Here is an 18,661-nt window from a genome sequence, read left to right as displayed (position 1 = left end):
TTCATTTGACAAGACTATTTTTAGCTATGGTGACTAATGCTTTATTTCTTTTTGAGTGTTTTTTCGCAACTAGTAAACCCTAGTATACCGATTTATATGAGTTGTGCCTACATTTCCATCTCTTGTTTATACCCTTTTTCTTTCTGGTTAAAAGACATATGTAAATAAAAAGAAAAAAGGACGTCTCCGTAAAAATTATCAGCTTCTACGAAAACGTCCTTTATATTTAATTTTGTAAGGTTTTCAATTTTGCATAAAGGCAAAGGCCTGTCATCACAGGCATGGAGACATGTTTACATCATGCCGCCCATTCCACCCATACCGCCCATGTCAGGCATTCCGCCGCCAGCAGCGCCGCCATCTTCTTCAGGCTTGTCTGCGACTACAGCTTCGGTTGTTAGGAACATTGCTGCTACAGATGCAGCGTTTTGAAGTGCATAACGTACCACTTTTGCCGGGTCAACAATTCCAGCGTCAACCATGTTTACCCATTGGACATTTGCAGCGTCGTAACCTACGCCAACTTCTTCGCCTTTTAGACGCTCAACAACGATTGATCCTTCAAGACCAGCGTTGTGGGCGATTTGGCGTACAGGCTCTTCCAGTGCACGAAGTACGATGCTGGCACCTGTTGATTCATCACCGTCAAGTGTTAAATCACTTACTTTCTTGTAAACATTCACAAGTGCTGTACCACCACCGGAAACGATACCTTCTTGAACTGCTGCACGTGTAGAGTTTAACGCATCTTCAATACGCAGTTTACGTTCTTTCAATTCCGTTTCAGTTGCAGCACCGACTTTGATCACCGCTACACCACCAGCTAATTTAGCCAGGCGTTCTTGTAGTTTTTCTTTATCAAAATCAGAAGTAGTTTCCTCTGCTTGTGCACGGATTTGCCCTACACGGGAGGAAATGGTTTCAGGATTTCCGGATCCTTCTACAATTGTTGTATGTTCTTTCGTAACAACAATCTTAGAAGCACGTCCTAATTGTTCCATTTCTGTGCTCTTAAGATCCAGACCAAGATCTTCTGTAATTACTTCTGCACCGGTTAATGTTGCGATATCTTCAAGCATTGCTTTACGACGGTCGCCAAATCCAGGTGCTTTTACAGCTACTGCATTAAATGTTCCGCGGAGTTTATTCACAACTAATGTTGCAAGTGCTTCTCCTTCAACATCTTCAGCAATAATTAGAAGCGGTCTGCTTTGTTGTACAACCTGTTCCAGAATTGGCAATACTTCCTGGATATTTCCGATTTTCTTATCGGTAATTAAAATATATGGATCTTCCAGGACTGCTTCCATTTTATCCTGGTCTGAAACCATGTATGGAGATGCATAGCCACGGTCAAATTGCATACCTTCAACAACTTCAAGTTCTGTGTTGAATCCTTTTGACTCTTCAATCGTGATAACACCGTCATTACCAACGCGTTCCATCGCTTCAGAAATCAGGCTTCCGACTTCTTCGTCACCGGATGAAACGGATGCAACTTGAGCAATCGATTCTTTGCTGTCAATTGGTTCTGCGATGGTTTGCAATTCTTTTACAGCAACTTCTACTGCTTTTTCAATCCCGCGACGGATGCCTACTGGATTTGCACCTGAAGTTACGTTTTTCAAACCTTCTGTGATCATTGCTTGTGCAAGTACTGTAGCTGTTGTTGTACCGTCACCGGCAACATCATTCGTTTTAGATGCTACTTCGGATACAAGCTGTGCACCCATATTTTCAAATGCATCTTCCAGTTCGATTTCTTTTGCGATTGTTACACCATCATTTGTAATTAATGGAGAACCGAATTTTTTATCTAATACAACATTACGGCCTTTTGGTCCGAGTGTTACTTTTACAGCATCTGCTAATGTATCTACACCACGAAGCATTGCGCGACGTGCGTCTTCATTAAATTTAAGTTGTTTAGCCATATGAAAATTTCCTCCTTCTATTCTAGTCCGAAAATTTTTATTATTTCTTAGCTAATGACAGCTAAAATATCATTCTCACGAAGAATTAAGTATTCCTTGCCTTCGTATTTCACTTCCGTACCTGCAAATTTGGAGAAGATAATAGCATCCCCTTGTGCAACTTCTGGAGCAACTTTTTCACCATTATCAGTTACTCGTCCGGAACCAACTGCAACTACTTTACCTTCTTGCGGTTTTTCTTGTGCAGAGTCTGGAAGTACAATACCGCTTGCAGTCTTTTCTTCTTGCTCAACAAGCTCGATGATTACGCGATCTCCTAGTGGTTTAATCATGTGGAAAGCCTCCTTAATTCCATATCATTTTTGTTCATGTTAGCACTCTTATGCTCCGAGTGCTAATCCCAATTAATATAATAAATAATTCTTTCTAAAAATGCAAGTATAATGTGATACTAATTTTTTAGTTTAGTATGACGACATTCGACAAAATACGGGGCGTGACAGGCACTGTTCGGGTACTCCCCTGAGACGTTCTATTATTATCTGAGGGAAAACTGTGATAAAATGTATGATTGTAAATAGATCTTTAGATGAAACATACACTAGTAGTACATATATTTTTAAAGGAGTCGTTATATTTTGCCAAAACGATATTGGTGGGTCATTTTAACCTATCTTATTATGCAGTTTTCGGGGGTTATTTTTGCGCCCATCCTGTACTTAGTTCTCCCTATAAGTGAATTCGATGCTGTTATTTACTGGTCAATTATAAGCTTTGCTTTGGCGCTTGTGGTTGTGCTTTTCTTATTAAGACCTGATATGAAAACCGGAAATTCACGTGAGGCCGCTCCCATTGGGGCTATGATTGGATGGTCAATAATTGGGGTGTTTATGGCCTTCCTAGCTCAAGGTCTTGCTGCTACGATTGAAATAGAACTGCTTGGAATCGACCCTGGCTCTGAGAATACACAACAGATCATGGATATTTCACGTGCTGCGCCACTATTTATGATTATCCCTGCGATAATAGCACCTGTGTTAGAAGAAATTATCTTCCGTAAAATTATTTTTGGTCAATTTTATGCACGGACTAACTTCTTTATCGCGGCGTTATTGTCTGCTCTAATATTCGGGTTTATTCATTTAGATCCTACACACCTCCTAATTTATGCTTCGATGGGGTTTGTCTTTGCCTTTCTCTATGTGAAGACAAAGCGGATTCTTGTACCTATTATCGTACATGCGGCAATGAACACCATTGTCGTTGCCGCACAATTCGGTTTGACTCCGGAGGACATTGAACGGATGCAGCGAGAACTGGAACAGATGCAGATGATCTTTTTAGGAGGTTAATTTATGGGTATGGCAATCATTTATTTTGCCATGGGTATAGGATTCATATATCTAGCAACTCAATTTGGGGATTCAACATGGGATTTTACAACCATCATTTTTGCACTTGTTGCTACACTTGATTTCGGTGTAGGATTTAGAATGTTATCCGACCACTTTCGGGCAAAGAAAAAGAAGTAGAACTGAATCTGCGTAACGGATTCAGTTAAACGGAGAAAATATTTAGGGATACAAATCAGACTGATTTGTATCCCTATTGTTGTGTAAAATCCAATATTTTCAGCCACTTTAATTATTTGCAGGTGCTCCCGCTCGAGTTGCCACGATCCTCGCTCGAATTTGAGGTGCCTCTCGCTTGAGTTCGCGCTTTCCAACCACTACGAATCCAGCTCGCCCTTCCTCTCTAATGGATAATGCTTCAGAAAGTACACAAGCGCCTGTAGTTCAACAGCCAAATCAATATGATGTACACGAATATAATGTGGTACGGTCAGGCGTGCAGGTGTAAAGTTAAGAATTCCTGATATTCCCTGCTCCACCAATCGTCCGGTAATTCCCTCCGCTTCACTTGCGGGTATTGTTAAAATCACTACTTTTATAGCCTCCATTTTCGCTTCCAAATCATCTATATGATAGATCGGCACTCCGCCAATATCTGTATCCGCTTTATCCCTGTCTGTATCAAAAGCCATTTTTATCCGGATATTATTGTTTTTCATAAAATTATAATGTAAAAAAGCAGTTCCTAAATTCCCTACACCAATTAAGGCTACGTCAGTCACCTCATCTTGATCCAATGTCTTGCGGAAAAATCCAAGCAAATATTCCACATTATAGCCATAGCCCTTTTTTCCTAATGCCCCAAAGTAGGAAAAGTCCCTTCGAATCGTTGCCGAATCTACCTTTACTGCTTCACTAAGTTCTTTTGAAGAGACGCGTGACTTCCCCTGATGGTTTAAATTATTTAAAAATCGATAATATAAAGGTAAACGCTTCGCTGTTGCCTGTGGTATCTTATTCTGATCCATAGTTATTCCTCTCTTCGTTAGAAAACTTGGTTGCACCAAGCTTTTGGGTGACAGCCTTAGTTGCACTTATGCAGTAAGAAAGTATTTTATACTTTCTTAACTGCCTTCTAATGGTCTACCCCTCATTTTAGCAGAAATCTCAGAGAAAGTCGTGATTAATTTCACAATTGTTGCCCCAAAGATTCTGAGTGCGATACACTGGGGTAGATGAGGTGAACGAAATGATAGTAATGCAATTAAATGAGCTTTCGAAATCTTTCGGGGCTGATGAAATTTTATCAAATGTAAAACTTGAAGTGAAAAGCAATGATCGAATAGCTATTGTTGGGAGAAACGGTTCAGGTAAATCGACGTTACTCAAAATTATGGCCAGCGAGTTAACCTATGACGAAGGTGAATTATTTAGGCCAAAAAACCTTACGATCGGATATTTATCGCAGCATACAGCTTTAGATTCTGTAAAAACAATTTGGGATGAAATGGCTGATGTATTCCAGCACTTAACCGCTCAAGAACAGGAACTCAGAGCCATGGAACGAAAAATGGAACAAGCATCAGAACTCTCCGGCACACATTATGAAAAACTTCTGCAGGATTATGATAAGTTGCAACAAACGTTTCAAAACGAGGGTGGCTACACCTATGAAGCAGATATCAAGGCAGTGCTGACCGGCTTGAATTTTCAGGATTATGATTACAACACACCTATTAATGAACTCAGCGGCGGGCAAAAGACACGCCTGGCATTAGGACAACTTTTATTAAAAAAACCGGAACTGCTCCTATTAGATGAGCCAACAAACCATTTGGATATTGATACACTTGGGTGGCTGGAAAACTATCTTATGAGCTATCCCGGTGCGGTAGTGATTGTTTCCCATGATCGTTATTTTCTAGATAAAACGGTGGCTATTGTTTATGAAATTTCCCGCCATAAAACGAAGAAATACCATGGGAGCTACAGCAAATATCTAGAGCAAAAAGCCATTGATTATGAGAAGGAATTAAACGAATTTGAGAAACAGCAAACCGAAATTAACAAAATGGAAGATTTTATCCAGCGTAATATTGCCCGTGCATCGACAACAAAACGCGCACAAAGCCGCAGGAAACAGCTGCAGAAGATGGAAAAATTAGATAAACCATTAGGCGCTGAGATTTCAGCAAATTTCTCTTTCCAGATTAATAGAAGAAGCGGCAATGATGTCCTTAAAATAGACGATCTATCGTTTCGCTATGAGGAAGAGAGCGGTAATTTATTTTCAAGTGTAAATCTGCATGTGAACAGGGGTGAACGAATTGCTTTGATCGGGCCAAATGGTGTTGGGAAAACAACATTGTTAAAAGCAATCTTAGGAAGCGTGAAACCCACTAGTGGACAGGTGCAACCAGGAACAAACGTGCAAATCGGGTATTATGATCAAGAGCAGGCAAATTTATCCTCCTCCAAGACAGTACTGCTCGAGCTATGGGACGCGTATCCAAATGTTAATGAGAAGGACATTCGAACCGTTTTAGGGAATTTCCTTTTTTCCGGTGACGATGTGTTAAAGCTTGTTAACTCTCTAAGCGGCGGCGAGAAAGCACGTCTTGCGTTAGCCAAATTAATGATGCAAAAAGCTAATCTCCTAATTTTGGATGAACCGACAAATCACTTAGATATTGATAGTAAAGAGGTACTGGAAGCAGCATTGATTGATTTTCCCGGAACAATCATTTTCGTATCCCATGACCGTTATTTTATTAATAAAATAACCGATCAAGTAGCAGAAATGCAAACGGGTGGTATAACGATTTATTTAGGTGATTATGATTATTATATGGAAAAGAAGCAAGAAGAGGCCGAAATAGCCAGACTGCAGCAAACAGAAGAAACCGTTCAGAAAACCGATCAGAAAAAACGCAGCTTCCAGGAAGATAAACAAGCCCAGCGCGAGGAAAGAAAGAAACAGCGCCGTATTGCTGAACTGGAAGAAACAATTGAAAAACTGGAACTCGAAATTGCCATACTGGAAGAAAAGATGACCGAACCGGATATCTACCAGGATCACGAAAAAGCATTGGAACTCACCAAACAAACAAGTGAGCTCAAACAGCAAATTGATCCATTAATGGAAGAATGGACGGCACTGCAAGAAGAATAATTTGTATCAAAAATGAGATAGGCTTATAATTATGGTAGACAACTATACAGATTACGTAAGATGTTTCAAATTATATGGAGGTTAAAATAATTGGCTAGTGCTATAGGTGTTCTTATCGTATTACTTTTACTGAACGCATTTTTTGCCGCATCAGAGATAGCTTTCGTTTCATTAAATGAAAATAAAGTCAAGCGAATGGCTGATGACGGAGATAAAAAGGCGCAAAAGCTTTATAATCTTATCAATGAACCAAGCCGTTTCCTTGCAACCATTCAGATCGGGATTACATTAGCCGGGTTTTTAGCAAGTGCTTTTGCAGCCGACTTCTTTGCAGGGCCACTGGCTGAGGCGTTATATAATTTAGGTGTCCCGATTTCTCAAGACGTGCTTGAGACGATTTCCGTTGTTGCAATAACCATTATCCTATCCTATTTCACCCTGGTTTTTGGGGAGCTTGTCCCAAAACAGCTTGCACTGCAGAAAGCTGAATTAATTGCAAATATCGCTACTACACCCGTAACTTGGTTATTTAAAATCTGTTTACCTATAGTAAAGTTCCTGCAATTTTCCACAAATAACACTGTTAAATTGTTTGGCGTTGATCCAGATGCAGATAACGAAGAAGCAACAGAAGAAGACATTAGAATAATGGTTGAAGCCGGCGGGGAAAAAGGGACAATCCAGAAGGGTGAACATGTCATGATTCAAAATATCTTTGAATTCAATGATAAGGATGCTTCCGATATTATCACACACCGGACGGATATGTCTGTTTTATCCATTGATGCTACGTTGGATGAAACCATTAAATTAGTAAATAAGGAGAAATACACCCGGTTCCCTGTATATGAAGGGGACATCGATAATATTATTGGGATCTTACATGCAAAAGATTTACTTCAATTGGATCATCGGGACGAGGGAGCTTTTAATCTAAAAGAAATGATCCGTAAGCCCTATTTTGTATTAGAAACCCAGCATATAGATATTTTATTCAAAGACATGCAGAAGAACAACATGCATATTGCCATCGTACTTGATGAATATGGTGGCACGGAAGGTTTAATTACTATCGAGGATGTCATTGAGGAAATCGTTGGGGATATATTTAGTGAGAGCGACGGCGCTAACGTATCCGAGGAAGAAATCAAAAAGATTGACCCAGCAACATTTTCCATTGTCGGTACCATTCATCTCCACGAAGTAGAAGATGTACTCGAGATCGAATTGCCTACAGAAACGTATGATACATTAAGTGGCTTCCTCATTGACCAGCTCGGTTATTTCCCGCACGCAGGAGAAAAAGCTACAGTGAATTACGAGAACATCGTTTTTGAAGTCGAAGAAGTAACGGAGAAACGAATCGAAAAAGTAGTAGCAACAACCAAAGAAGAAGAATAAAACAAAGACCCACATGATATTGTTCATGCGGGTCTTACCTATTTAAAAAGATAATCACTTTGTATGGTATGTTCCACTGCTACCCGATAGACGATTCCGTATCCAATCATGGTGGATAATACGGAACTCCCGCCATAGCTGATTAACAGTAGCGGAATACCAGTAACCGGCATAATTCCAACCGTCATACCGATATTTTGAAATACATGAATCAGTATTAAACTGAAGTAACCAAAGCATAAATATGCTGCAAATGGCGAATGTCTAAACGTATTTAACCCCAGCGTTACCAACTTATATAACAGCATAAAATACAAGAAGATGACAACTGCGCTACCTATAAAACCAAAGCTTTCTCCAATAACAGAAAAGATAAAGTCGGTGTGTGCCTCTGGATATGGCACTTCCAAGTTGCCCAAGCCTTTGCCAAATAGACTTCCTGACCCCAATGCCATATGGGCACGATCAAAGTGCCAGGTTGCGTCACTGGAAGGTTGAGTTGGGTCAAACCAGGTCATTATCCGGTCCACCTGATATCGCTCAATTCCAAGCTCCCCGGCAGCTTCAGGGAATTGGATAACAAGTGTAAAGACTGCTGCGAGGATTGTCAAACTGCCAACAATTAACGCCGTTATAATTTTCCAATCGATTCCGGACAAAATAATAATGATACCCACAATAAACAGATAAACCATAGCCGTTCCAAAGTCAGGCTGCTGCATAATAAGAAAAACCGGGATAACTGTAATTGTAATAAGTTTGAGCAATAAATAGCTATCTGTTTTCAATGTATTTGCTTCAAATTTTGTTTTATGCCTGCTTATCGTTGCCGCCAAAAATATAATGGTGGAAATCTTCGCAAACTCGCCTGGCTGCATAGAAACACCAAACAACTGAAACCAGCTTTTCGCACCATTCACCGGCTGCGCAATACTTTCCGGACTCACTAACAATACAGCAAGAACAAGCACACCAAATCCATAGATAAAAATACTAGCTTTATATAATTGGTCCATATCAATGAATTGAATAGCTGCTACAACACACGCACCAATACTAAACCAGATGGCCTGCAAGAGAACAAAATTACTTCCTTCATTTTGTTCTAACTGCTGTGCATTATATAGCGCAAGTAAGCTGGTACAAACAAATAAAATAAATAAAAATATAAAATCACTTTGTATATAATAGGATTGCTTTTTAGACATAGCAATATCTCACCAAATTTCTTTCCTCTATCAAATGTTGATTAATTTTAGTAATCCACAGGGAGGACTCCCCAAAAAATAGCGTAAACACAAGTTGTTAACAAAGTTATGCACATTATCCACAGTATTTATAGATTTTACCCACATTTTTCATCCACAAAACCATCATAGATAAATCGCGTTCTCTTGAATATCATCCACATCCCTGTGAATAACTTGTTAATTCAATTCTAATGAAGAACGTGCATTAAGGTCCAGTTCTGATCGTTTTCCCTGTTCAAAAGCAATCGTCCCAGCAGCTGCAATCATTGCTGCATTATCTGTACATAACTTTAATGGCGGAATTAATAACGGGATTTGCATTTGGGCAAATTGCTCCTTCATTGCGGTTCTCAATCCTTTATTTGCAGCTACGCCACCAGCAACAATGACTTGTTTTGCGTTATACTGTTTTGCTGCTTTTACTGTTTTTGTTGTCAATACATCAACAACACTTGCCTGAAAACTCGCGGCAATATCCTCGGCTTTTAATTCATCCCCACGTTGTTGCCCGTTGTGGATAGTGTTAATAACGGAAGATTTAAGTCCACTAAAACTAAAATCATAGCTTCCCTCATCTAACCATGCCCGTGGAAATGTTATATTTTCCACGCCTTTGGCAGCTAAGCGATCGACTTCCGGGCCACCCGGATACGGCAAATTCAACATTCGAGCAACCTTATCATAAGCCTCTCCGGCTGCATCATCACGTGTTTCACCAATCAGTTCATAATTCCCATGATCCCTCATCAAGACAAGTTCTGTATGACCACCTGAAACGATTAGAGCAAGGAGCGGAAATTCAAATTCCTCTTCCAATCGATTTGCGTAGATATGGCCAGCAATGTGATGTACGCCGACCAACGGCTTTTGTTTTGCAAAAGCCAGACCCTTTGCAGAATTAACACCGACAAGTAATGCTCCAACAAGACCCGGGCCTTCTGTTACAGCTATTGCATCAATCGATTCCCATGCTAGCTTAGCTTCTTCAAATGCTTGTTCCAACACGATTGTCATCTGCTCGACATGGTGTCTGGAGGCAATTTCCGGAACAACCCCACCAAAGCGCTTATGGCTTTCGATTTGTGAGGCAACAACATTTGAGACAATTTCTGTACCATTTTTAACAATAGCTACAGCCGTTTCATCACAGCTTGTTTCGATTCCGAGTATATGCATATCTTTTTTCATCATAAGTTCACCCACATTACTATAGCATCTTCCTGATCAACCGCATAATAATTTTTCCGGATACCACCAGGGACAAGTCCAAATTTACGGTACATTTTTTGTGCGACTATATTTGATTTTCTCACTTCAAGGGACAAACGAGCAACCCCTAATTTTATCGCGAATTGGATCGTATACCTGAAAAGCATTTCTCCCAATTTCATTCCGCGATACGCAGGCGTAACAGCAATATTCGTAATTTGCATATCATCGATTACAATCCATGTCCCAATATACCCAATAATTTTTTTATCTAATTCCATAACGAAATAAAAAGCATGTTCATTATCCAAAATTTCCTGATAAAAGATGTCCGTCGGCCAAGGCGCTGCGAAAGTTGCTACCTCGACTTCCATGACTTGGTCCACGTCAGCAAGTTCCATTTCCCGAATAACCATCTCACCCATGTTACTGCTTTTCCTTTTGCTGCTTCTTCCAATTGGCTTCTGCCTCTGCCAAGCGAAGGTAATTGGGTGTTAATGTATGTAGGTTATCAGGCTCACGGTTCAACCCTGCTAAAGCCAAGTAGGAGGGCTTTGCGACATGATAAGGGCCTTCAGGTATAACGGCGAGCTCGCCTAAACTTTCTGTTATCGCTTTTTGATGCAATGAAATATCTGGACTCAAGAAAAGTACTTTCCTTTCTTCCTTTGCAAGCATTTTTAGAAAATCTTCCATTAACATATTTGTTTCTTCAACTATTGTTTCAAGCGTGCTATTTTTCCATTTATACAATCCGGTATAAACCAACCCGCGCCGTGCATCAAAAAACGGGCAGATTGCTCCATTGAAAAAACGCCCTTGAAAGTTGAGGACCTCCAGGCTGGATACACCTACGATTGGAATATTTAATGCCCAGGCCAGCGATTTCGCAGTTGCAACACCAATTCGGACCCCCGTATAGGATCCAGGACCTTTTGCCACAACAATTTTATCTAATTGCTCTGGTGTAATTTGCACCTCACGCATTAATTTATCAATTGCCGGCATTAATCGTACGGAGTGATTTTTTGCTAAATTTGTAACCACTTCACCAGCGATTTTATCATCTTTCATGACTGCAACACCCAATACGTGATTCGATGTATCAATTGCAAGTATATTCATTAAAACGTAACTCCTTATCGTTCGTGTTCCAATCTCTTATAAATTTGAATGCTGTAACTCCTTAACCACCCATTGATAATGGTCGCCTACAGGGGTTAAATCAAAACCTCTTGTATGCTCGTCGATATAACTGATCATAATTTTTAGCCGTTCGTCGGGTAGAAATTCTTCAATATACGTTGCCCATTCCACCACTGTAACGCCTTCCCCATCAAAATATTCCTCAAAACCAATATCCTCATCTGAATCTTGCAGGCGATAGGCATCCATATGATATAAAGGCAGCTCCCCTTCATATTCCTTTACAATCGTAAACGTTGGACTGCTAATTGTACGTTTAATCCCAAGTCCAGTACCAAGCCCCTTTGTAAACGTGGTTTTGCCCGTTCCAAGCTCACCATCTAATGTGATTAAATCACCAGGTCTAAGTAGTACAGCTAACGCTTGAGCCAGCTGTGTAGTTTCTAAGGTAGTATATGTTTTTATTTGATAATCAATCATTAAGACACCTACTTTAAATGGGTATACCCTTTCTTGTATATGCGTTCGCGTTTATTATGTTGAACTAAAAATATGCCACCGTAATCTGCATCCACAGTTACATAGCCAATTTTAGATATTTTCGTATTCGTTTCATCAGCAATTTCTTTCACGATTTCCCAGTCACTGCTTGAGACGGTCCCTAACAACTCAAAGTCCTCTCCACCATAAAGTTTCCATTTATGTTGCAGATCTTCAGGAAATTGATTGAATGACTTGCTTGTCGGGATATAATCATCATGTATTGTTATCGTAACTTGGGACGCCTCCGCAATCTCGGTAGCTTCACTTGCAAGTCCATCACTGATATCATTTAAAGCTGTGCGTGATAACTTGTTTAAACCTTTCGCGAATTCAACCCGGGGACTGGGTGATTGATGTCTTTCGATAAAATAACGCGCATCCCTATAGTCACCCTCACTTGTCAATATATGAAACCCTGCTCGTGAATCTCCTAGTGTGCCTGTTACGAAAGCAATATCACCATCACGCGCGGTACTGCGATAACGAGCTTTTCCCTTATCCGCATAACCAATAACCGTTACGGATAATATAAGTTCATTTCCAGACACCGTATCTCCCCCAATTAAATCCATCTTATAAAGGGACGCCAATTCTTTCATTCCAGTGAAAATATGCGCCAGTTCTCTCTCAGACCAGGATTCCGGAATCACAATGGATACAAGATAAAAAGCAGGCGAGGCTCCCATCGCCGCCAAATCACTTATATTTGCTGCAAGTGCACGATAACCAACATGATAAGCTTCCATCGTATTTTTGGAAAAATGGATGTCTTCCACAAAGGTATCCACAGCTGTCACAATGTCCTGCGTGTGCTGACGAAAAACAGCTGCATCATCGCCGATACCTTTCATTAAGGTTGGTTGCCTATAAAACTGTTGTCTAATCGAATCTATAAATGAAAATTCATCCATCATTCATCACCATTTCATTTTTAACAGTACTACACTAATGATAGCAAAAAGACAGCAAAAAAGAAAAAATAATCGATAATAATAGAGTTTTATTTTCTGGAAAGTGCTGGGGAGATCTAAAATGAGAGGATAAATAAGGGTGTTTTAGTTAAGGATCGTTTCTTCTATGTATTATGTTTTTATATAAAAAAACACATAAATTTCTTGAAAGAAATTATGTGTGAATAAACATTTTTTAAAGTGGCGGTCCGGACGGGACTCGAACCCGCGACCTCCTGCGTGACAGGCAGGCATTCTAACCAACTGAACTACCGGACCAAATTTGATTAACTTGTTTGGTTACTACTACTTTTTAATTTATAAATAACTGTAATTCGGTGTAGTCAGTTAAAGTATTTTAATTGCATTAGAACACGTTAATATTTTTAACTAGCAGAGAAAACTATACAGTGTAGTTAGTTGAAATATTTTGGTTGCGGGGGCAGGATTTGAACCTACGACCTCTGGGTTATGAGCCCAACGAGCTACCAGACTGCTCCACCCCGCGATATGAGTAATATAATTCTAATATCTTACTTAGATTTACACCTAGTGTGTTACAAATTAATTTAACTATTCAACTAGTGGCTTGTTATATATCTGAAAGGCCTGGCGGCGTCCTACTCTTGCAGGGGCAAAGCCCCAACTACCATCGGCGCTGGAGAGCTTAACTTCTGTGTTCGGCATGGGGACAGGTGTGACCTCTCCGCTATTACTACCAGACCTAACGTGTTAAGTCGTTCTGTGTTGATCAATCAGAACTTCCTTCTTTAAAATGAAGACAAGATATATTATATGCATTTCTAATAGAAAATGCAAGGGTTTTTTTCATTTATACCCTAAAAACTAAATAAGAGTTTCGTGAACGACCATCAAAAAAGAAATTAGTTAAGTCCTCGATCGATTAGTATTCGTCAGCTGCACGTGTCACCACGCTTCCACCTCGAACCTATCTACCTCATCGTCTCTGAGGGATCTTACTCACTCGAAGTGATGGGAAGTCTCATCTAGAGGGGTGCTTCATGCTTAGATGCTTTCAGCACTTATCCTTGCCACACGTAGCTACCCAGCCATGCTCCTGGCGGAACAACTGGTACACCAGCGGTGTGTCCATCCCGGTCCTCTCGTACTAAGGACAGCTCCTCTCAAACTTCCAGCGCCCACGACGGATAGGGACCGAACTGTCTCACGACGTTCTGAACCCAGCTCGCGTACCGCTTTAATGGGCGAACAGCCCAACCCTTGGGACCGACTACAGCCCCAGGATGCGATGAGCCGACATCGAGGTGCCAAACCTCCCCGTCGATGTGAACTCTTGGGGGAGATAAGCCTGTTATCCCCGGGGTAGCTTTTATCCGTTGAGCGATGGCCCTTCCATGCGGTACCACCGGATCACTAAGCCCGACTTTCGTCCCTGCTCGACTTGTAGGTCTCGCAGTCAAGCTCCCTTCTGCCTTTACACGCTACGAATGATTTCCAACCATTCTGAGGGAACCTTTGGGCGCCTCCGTTACTCTTTGGGAGGCGACCGCCCCAGTCAAACTGCCTACCTGACACTGTCTCCGAACCGGATCACGGTTCTGGGTTAGAAGGTGCGTGCAGCCAGGGTGGTATCCCACGGGTGCCTCCTCGTAAGCTAGCGCTCACGATTCTAAGGCTCCCACCTATCCTGTACAAGCTGCACGAACATTCAATATCAGGCTACAGTAAAGCTCCACGGGGTCTTTCCGTCCTGTCGCGGGTAATGCGCATCTTCACGCATAGTATAATTTCACCGGGTCTCTCGTTGAGACAGTGCCCAAGTCGTTGCACCTTTCGTGCGGGTCGGAACTTACCCGACAAGGAATTTCGCTACCTTAGGACCGTTATAGTTACGGCCGCCGTTTACTGGGGCTTCGGTTCTACGCTTCGCTCGGAAGCTAACGTTTCCCCTTAACCTTCCAGCACCGGGCAGGTGTCAGCCCCTATACTTCGCCTTGCGGCTTCGCAGAGACCTGTGTTTTTGATAAACAGTCGCTTGGGCCTATTCACTGCGGCTCCTCCTGAAGAGGAGCACCCCTTCTCCCGAAGTTACGGGGTCATTTTGCCGAGTTCCTTAACGAGAGTTCTCCCGATCACCTTAGGATTCTCTCCTCGCCTACCTGTGTCGGTTTGCGGTACGGGCACCTATGACCTCACTAGAGGCTTTTCTCGGCAGTGTGAAATCAGGAACTTCGGTACTCTATTTCCCTCCCCATCACAGCTTGCAATTGTTGGACGGATTTGCCTATCCAACTCGCTCACTGCTTGGGCGCACCATTCCATCGGTGCGCTTTCCTTATCCTCCTGCGTCCCCCCGTCATTCAAACAGTCATGAGGTGGTACAGGAATATCTACCTGTTGGCCATCGCCTACGCCTTTCGGCCTCGGCTTAGGTCCCGACTAACCCTGAGAGGACGAGCCTTCCTCAGGAAACCTTAGGCTTTCGGTGAAAGAGATTCTCACTCTTTTTTCGCTACTCATACCGGCATTCTCACTTCCAAGCGCTCCACCAGTCCTCACGGTCTGACTTCACTGCACTTGGAACGCTCTCCTACCATTGTTCGAAGAACAATCCGCAGCTTCGGTGATACGTTTAGCCCCGGTACATTTTCGGCGCAGCGTCACTCGACCAGTGAGCTATTACGCACTCTTTAAATGATGGCTGCTTCTAAGCCAACATCCTGGTTGTCTGAGCAACGCCACATCCTTTTCCACTTAACGTATACTTAGGGACCTTAGCTGGCGGTCTGGGCTGTTTCCCTTTCGACTATGAACCTTATCACCCATAGTCTGACTCCCAGGGCTAAGTAGCTGGCATTCGGAGTTTGACTGAATTCGGTAACCCGGTGAGGGCCCCTCGTCCAATCAGTGCTCTACCTCCAGTACTCATTCCCCTGAGGCTAGCCCTAAAGCTATTTCGGAGAGAACCAGCTATCTCCGTGTTCGATTGGCATTTCACCCCTACCCACACCTCATCCCCGCATTTTTCAACATACGTGGGTTCGGGCCTCCAGTCAGTGTTACCTGACCTTCACCCTGGACATGGGTAGATCACACGGTTTCGGGTCTACGACCACATACTAATTCGCCCTATTCAGACTCGCTTTCGCTGCGGCTCCGTGTCTTCCACTTAACCTTGCATGGGATCGTAACTCGCCGGTCCATTCTACAAAAGGTACGCCGTTACCCATTAACGGGCTTCGACTACTTGTAAGCGCACGGTTTCAGGTTCTCTTTCACTCCCCTTCCGGGGTGCTTTTCACCTTTCCCTCACGGTACTGGTTCACTATCGGTCACGAGGGAGTATTTAGCCTTGGGAGATGGTCCTCCCGGATTCCGACGGAATTTCTCGTGTTCCGCCGTACTCAGGATACACTCCGGAGAAAACGCTCTTTCAATTACAGGGCTCTTACCTTCTATGGCTGATCGTTCCAGATCGATTCATCTAAAGCATTTCTTTGTAACTCCTAATGGAGTGTCCTACAACCCCGAAAAGCAAGCTTTTCGGTTTGGGCTCCTTTCCGTTTCGCTCGCCGCTACTTGGGAAATCGCATTTGCTTTCTATTCCTCCGGGTACTGAGATGTTTCAGTTCCCCGGGTCTGCCTCATCTACCCTATGTATTCAGATAGATGTCCTGTTCCATTACGAACAGTGGGTTCCCCCATTCGGAAATTCCCGGATCAACGTTTACTTACAACTCCCCGAGACATATCGGTGTTAGTCCCGTCCTTCTTCGGCTCCTCGTACCTAGGCATTCACCGTGCGCCCTTCTTCACTTAACTAAATTACTAGTTAATGGTTCCAAAGAACTTACATTTTTTGATGTCGTTATTACTCTTATTTAGTTTTCAAGGTACAAAAAGAGAGATTTACTCTCTCAAAACTGAACCAAACAACCATGTATGTCCCGACCAGAGGTCTAAGACCTCCAGCGTTCCTTCTAAATATCCTTAGAAAGGAGGTGATCCAGCCGCACCTTCCGATACGGCTACCTTGTTACGACTTCACCCCAATCATTGGCCCCACCTTCGGCGGCTGGCTCACGTAAACGTGTTACCTCACCGACTTCGGGTGTTGCTAACTCTCGTGGTGTGACGGGCGGTGTGTACAAGGCCCGGGAACGTATTCACCGCGGCATGCTGATCCGCGATTACTAGCGATTCCGGCTTCATACAGGCGAGTTGCAGCCTGCAATCCGAACTGAGAATGGTTTTATGGGATTTGCTGAGCGTTACCGCTTCGCTGCCCTTTGTTCCATCCATTGTAGCACGTGTGTAGCCCAGGTCATAAGGGGCATGATGATTTGACGTCATCCCCACCTTCCTCCGGTTTGTCACCGGCAGTCAGATTAGAGTGCCCAACTTAATGCTGGCAACTAATCTCAAGGGTTGCGCTCGTTACGGGACTTAACCCAACATCTCACGACACGAGCTGACGACAACCATGCACCACCTGTCACTCTGTCCCCGAAGGGAACTCGGTATCTCTACCGATTGCAGAGGATGTCAAGACCTGGTAAGGTTCTTCGCGTTGCTTCGAATTAAACCACATGCTCCACCGCTTGTGCGGGCCCCCGTCAATTCTTTTGAGTTTCAGCCTTGCGGCCGTACTCCCCAGGCGGAGTGCTTAATGCGTTAACTTCAGCACTAAGGGGCGGAAACCCCCTAACACCTAGCACTCATCGTTTACGGCGTGGACTACCAGGGTATCTAATCCTGTTCGCTCCCCACGCTTTCGCTCCTCAGCGTCAGTTACAGACCAGAGAGTCGCCTTCGCCACTGGTGTTCCTCCACATCTCTACGCATTTCACCGCTACACGTGGAATTCCACTCTCCTCTTCTGTACTCAAGTCCTCCAGTTTCCAATGACCGCTCACGGTTGAGCCGCAAGATTTCACATCAGACTTAAAAGACCGCCTGCGAGCGCTTTACGCCCAATAATTCCGGACAACGCTTGCCCCCTACGTATTACCGCGGCTGCTGGCACGTAGTTAGCCGGGGCTTTCTGGTTAGGTACCGTCAAGGTACTGCCTTATTCAAACAGTACTTGTTCTTCCCTAACAACAGAGTTTTACGATCCGAAAACCTTCATCACTCACGCGGCGTTGCACCGTCAGACTTTCGTCCATTGCGGATGATTCCCTACTGCTGCCTCCCGTAAGAGTCTGGGCCGTGTCTCAGTCCCAGTGTGGCCGATCACCCTCTCAGGTCGGCTACGCATCGTCGCCTTGGTGAGCTCTTATCTCACCAACTAGCTAATGCGCCGCGGGCCCATCTGTAAGTGACAGCATAAAAGCCGCCTTTCAACTTCTCATCAGGAGATGAAAAGTGTTATCCGGTATTAGCTCGCGTTTCCACGAGTTATCCCAGTCTTACAGGCAGGTTGCCCACGTGTTACTCACCCGTCCGCCGCTCGTTCCACAGGCGCACACCCCGAAGGGTGATTACCTGCTTCCCGCGCTCGACTTGCATGTATTAGGCACGCCGCCAGCGTTCGTCCTGAGCCAAGATCAAACTCTCCATAAAAGTTTGAATATAATTGACACCAATCAATCATATAATGTCTTAGCTTAAAAATTGATTTAGGGTTTAAAATCTTCCATTCAGATTATAATAATCTGACCTTCGATATCTTACCACTAATATCTGTTTGACATACTGGTTGTTTTGTTCAGTTTTCAAA

13 protein-coding genes, 2 tRNA genes and 3 rRNA genes are annotated in these 18,661 nt (G+C 43.0%); 4 read left to right on the top strand and 14 right to left on the bottom strand.

From position 1 onward, the window contains the following. Positions 1–293: 293 nt before the first annotated feature. Both groL and groES read right to left on the bottom strand, forming a co-directional pair. The gene (gene groL, locus KFZ58_RS04145) at positions 294–1,934 is read right to left on the bottom strand and encodes a chaperonin GroEL (RefSeq protein ID WP_235793577.1); all 1,641 of its coding nucleotides are present in this window, start codon (positions 1,932–1,934) and stop codon (positions 294–296) included. A 47-nt stretch (positions 1,935–1,981) separates the two neighbouring features. Continuing rightward, positions 1,982–2,266 (bottom strand): co-chaperone GroES, encoded by a 285-nt coding sequence (groES, locus tag KFZ58_RS04140; RefSeq protein ID WP_235793576.1) that lies wholly within the window; start codon positions 2,264–2,266, stop codon positions 1,982–1,984. A gap of 306 nt (positions 2,267–2,572) precedes the next feature. On the opposite strand from groES, the gene KFZ58_RS04135 reads away from it, so the two are divergent. Both KFZ58_RS04135 and KFZ58_RS04130 read left to right on the top strand, forming a co-directional pair. Then, positions 2,573–3,286, top strand: a complete 714-nt coding sequence (locus KFZ58_RS04135) for a CPBP family intramembrane glutamic endopeptidase (protein WP_235793575.1) — start codon at positions 2,573–2,575, stop codon at positions 3,284–3,286. Positions 3,287–3,289: 3 nt separating this feature from the next. Next, positions 3,290–3,466, top strand: coding sequence for a YdiK family protein (locus KFZ58_RS04130; RefSeq protein WP_235793574.1), 177 nt, complete (start codon positions 3,290–3,292; stop codon positions 3,464–3,466). Positions 3,467–3,663: 197 nt separating this feature from the next. Here KFZ58_RS04130 and KFZ58_RS04125 read toward each other — a convergent pair whose 3' ends face one another. Further along, positions 3,664–4,314, bottom strand: a complete 651-nt coding sequence (locus KFZ58_RS04125; protein WP_235793573.1) for a redox-sensing transcriptional repressor Rex — start codon at positions 4,312–4,314, stop codon at positions 3,664–3,666. Positions 4,315–4,535: 221 nt separating this feature from the next. Here KFZ58_RS04125 and KFZ58_RS04120 point away from each other — a divergent pair, with 221 nt between their 5' ends. Both KFZ58_RS04120 and KFZ58_RS04115 read left to right on the top strand, forming a co-directional pair. Continuing rightward, positions 4,536–6,458: an ABC-F family ATP-binding cassette domain-containing protein gene (locus KFZ58_RS04120; protein ID WP_235794655.1), complete on the top strand. Its 1,923-nt coding sequence runs from the start codon at positions 4,536–4,538 to the stop codon at positions 6,456–6,458. Between the two features lie 90 nt (positions 6,459–6,548). Further along, entirely contained in the window at positions 6,549–7,859 is a 1,311-nt protein-coding gene (locus KFZ58_RS04115) for a hemolysin family protein (RefSeq protein WP_235793572.1), read from the top strand. 38 nt (positions 7,860–7,897) lie between these two features. On the opposite strand, the gene KFZ58_RS04110 is transcribed toward KFZ58_RS04115, so the two are convergent. The 11 genes from KFZ58_RS04110 to KFZ58_RS04060 all read right to left on the bottom strand — a co-directional run bounded on the left by KFZ58_RS04110 (position 7,898) and on the right by KFZ58_RS04060 (position 18,504). Then, positions 7,898–9,067, bottom strand: a complete 1,170-nt coding sequence (locus KFZ58_RS04110) for an FtsW/RodA/SpoVE family cell cycle protein (RefSeq protein WP_235793571.1) — start codon at positions 9,065–9,067, stop codon at positions 7,898–7,900. Positions 9,068–9,286: 219 nt separating this feature from the next. Next, the gene (gene tsaD / locus KFZ58_RS04105; RefSeq protein ID WP_235793570.1) at positions 9,287–10,297 is read right to left on the bottom strand and encodes a tRNA (adenosine(37)-N6)-threonylcarbamoyltransferase complex transferase subunit TsaD; all 1,011 of its coding nucleotides are present in this window, start codon (positions 10,295–10,297) and stop codon (positions 9,287–9,289) included. Next, positions 10,297–10,743: a ribosomal protein S18-alanine N-acetyltransferase gene (gene rimI / locus KFZ58_RS04100; RefSeq protein WP_235793569.1), complete on the bottom strand. Its 447-nt coding sequence runs from the start codon at positions 10,741–10,743 to the stop codon at positions 10,297–10,299. The genes tsaD and rimI overlap by 1 nt, the downstream gene beginning before the upstream one ends. Before the next feature lies 1 nt (position 10,744). Next, entirely contained in the window at positions 10,745–11,443 is a 699-nt protein-coding gene (gene tsaB / locus KFZ58_RS04095; RefSeq protein WP_235793568.1) for a tRNA (adenosine(37)-N6)-threonylcarbamoyltransferase complex dimerization subunit type 1 TsaB, read from the bottom strand. 36 nt (positions 11,444–11,479) lie between these two features. Continuing rightward, entirely contained in the window at positions 11,480–11,944 is a 465-nt protein-coding gene (gene tsaE, locus KFZ58_RS04090) for a tRNA (adenosine(37)-N6)-threonylcarbamoyltransferase complex ATPase subunit type 1 TsaE (protein WP_235793567.1), read from the bottom strand. Between the two features lie 8 nt (positions 11,945–11,952). Beyond that, positions 11,953–12,921, bottom strand: a complete 969-nt coding sequence (gene thiL, locus KFZ58_RS04085; RefSeq protein ID WP_370642426.1) for a thiamine-phosphate kinase — start codon at positions 12,919–12,921, stop codon at positions 11,953–11,955. 238 nt (positions 12,922–13,159) lie between these two features. Then, positions 13,160–13,236 (bottom strand) — tRNA-Asp (locus KFZ58_RS04080). Between the two features lie 152 nt (positions 13,237–13,388). After that, positions 13,389–13,465: transfer RNA gene (locus KFZ58_RS04075), tRNA-Met, on the bottom strand. Between the two features lie 99 nt (positions 13,466–13,564). Beyond that, a 5S ribosomal RNA gene (gene rrf / locus KFZ58_RS04070) occupies positions 13,565–13,680 on the bottom strand. A 161-nt stretch (positions 13,681–13,841) separates the two neighbouring features. Then, positions 13,842–16,761: ribosomal RNA gene (locus tag KFZ58_RS04065) — 23S ribosomal RNA — on the bottom strand. A 172-nt stretch (positions 16,762–16,933) separates the two neighbouring features. Next, positions 16,934–18,504, bottom strand: a 16S ribosomal RNA gene (locus KFZ58_RS04060). Together the 16S, 23S and 5S rRNA genes with 2 tRNA genes alongside form the textbook arrangement of a ribosomal RNA operon. Positions 18,505–18,661 lie beyond the last annotated feature (157 nt).

Origin of the sequence: Virgibacillus sp. NKC19-16, from assembly GCF_021560035.1 — a bacterium.
In the GTDB taxonomy this organism is placed as follows: Bacteria; Bacillota; Bacilli; order Bacillales; family Amphibacillaceae; genus Virgibacillus_L; species Virgibacillus_L salidurans.
This window is presented reverse-complemented; position numbering and strand designations above follow the sequence as displayed.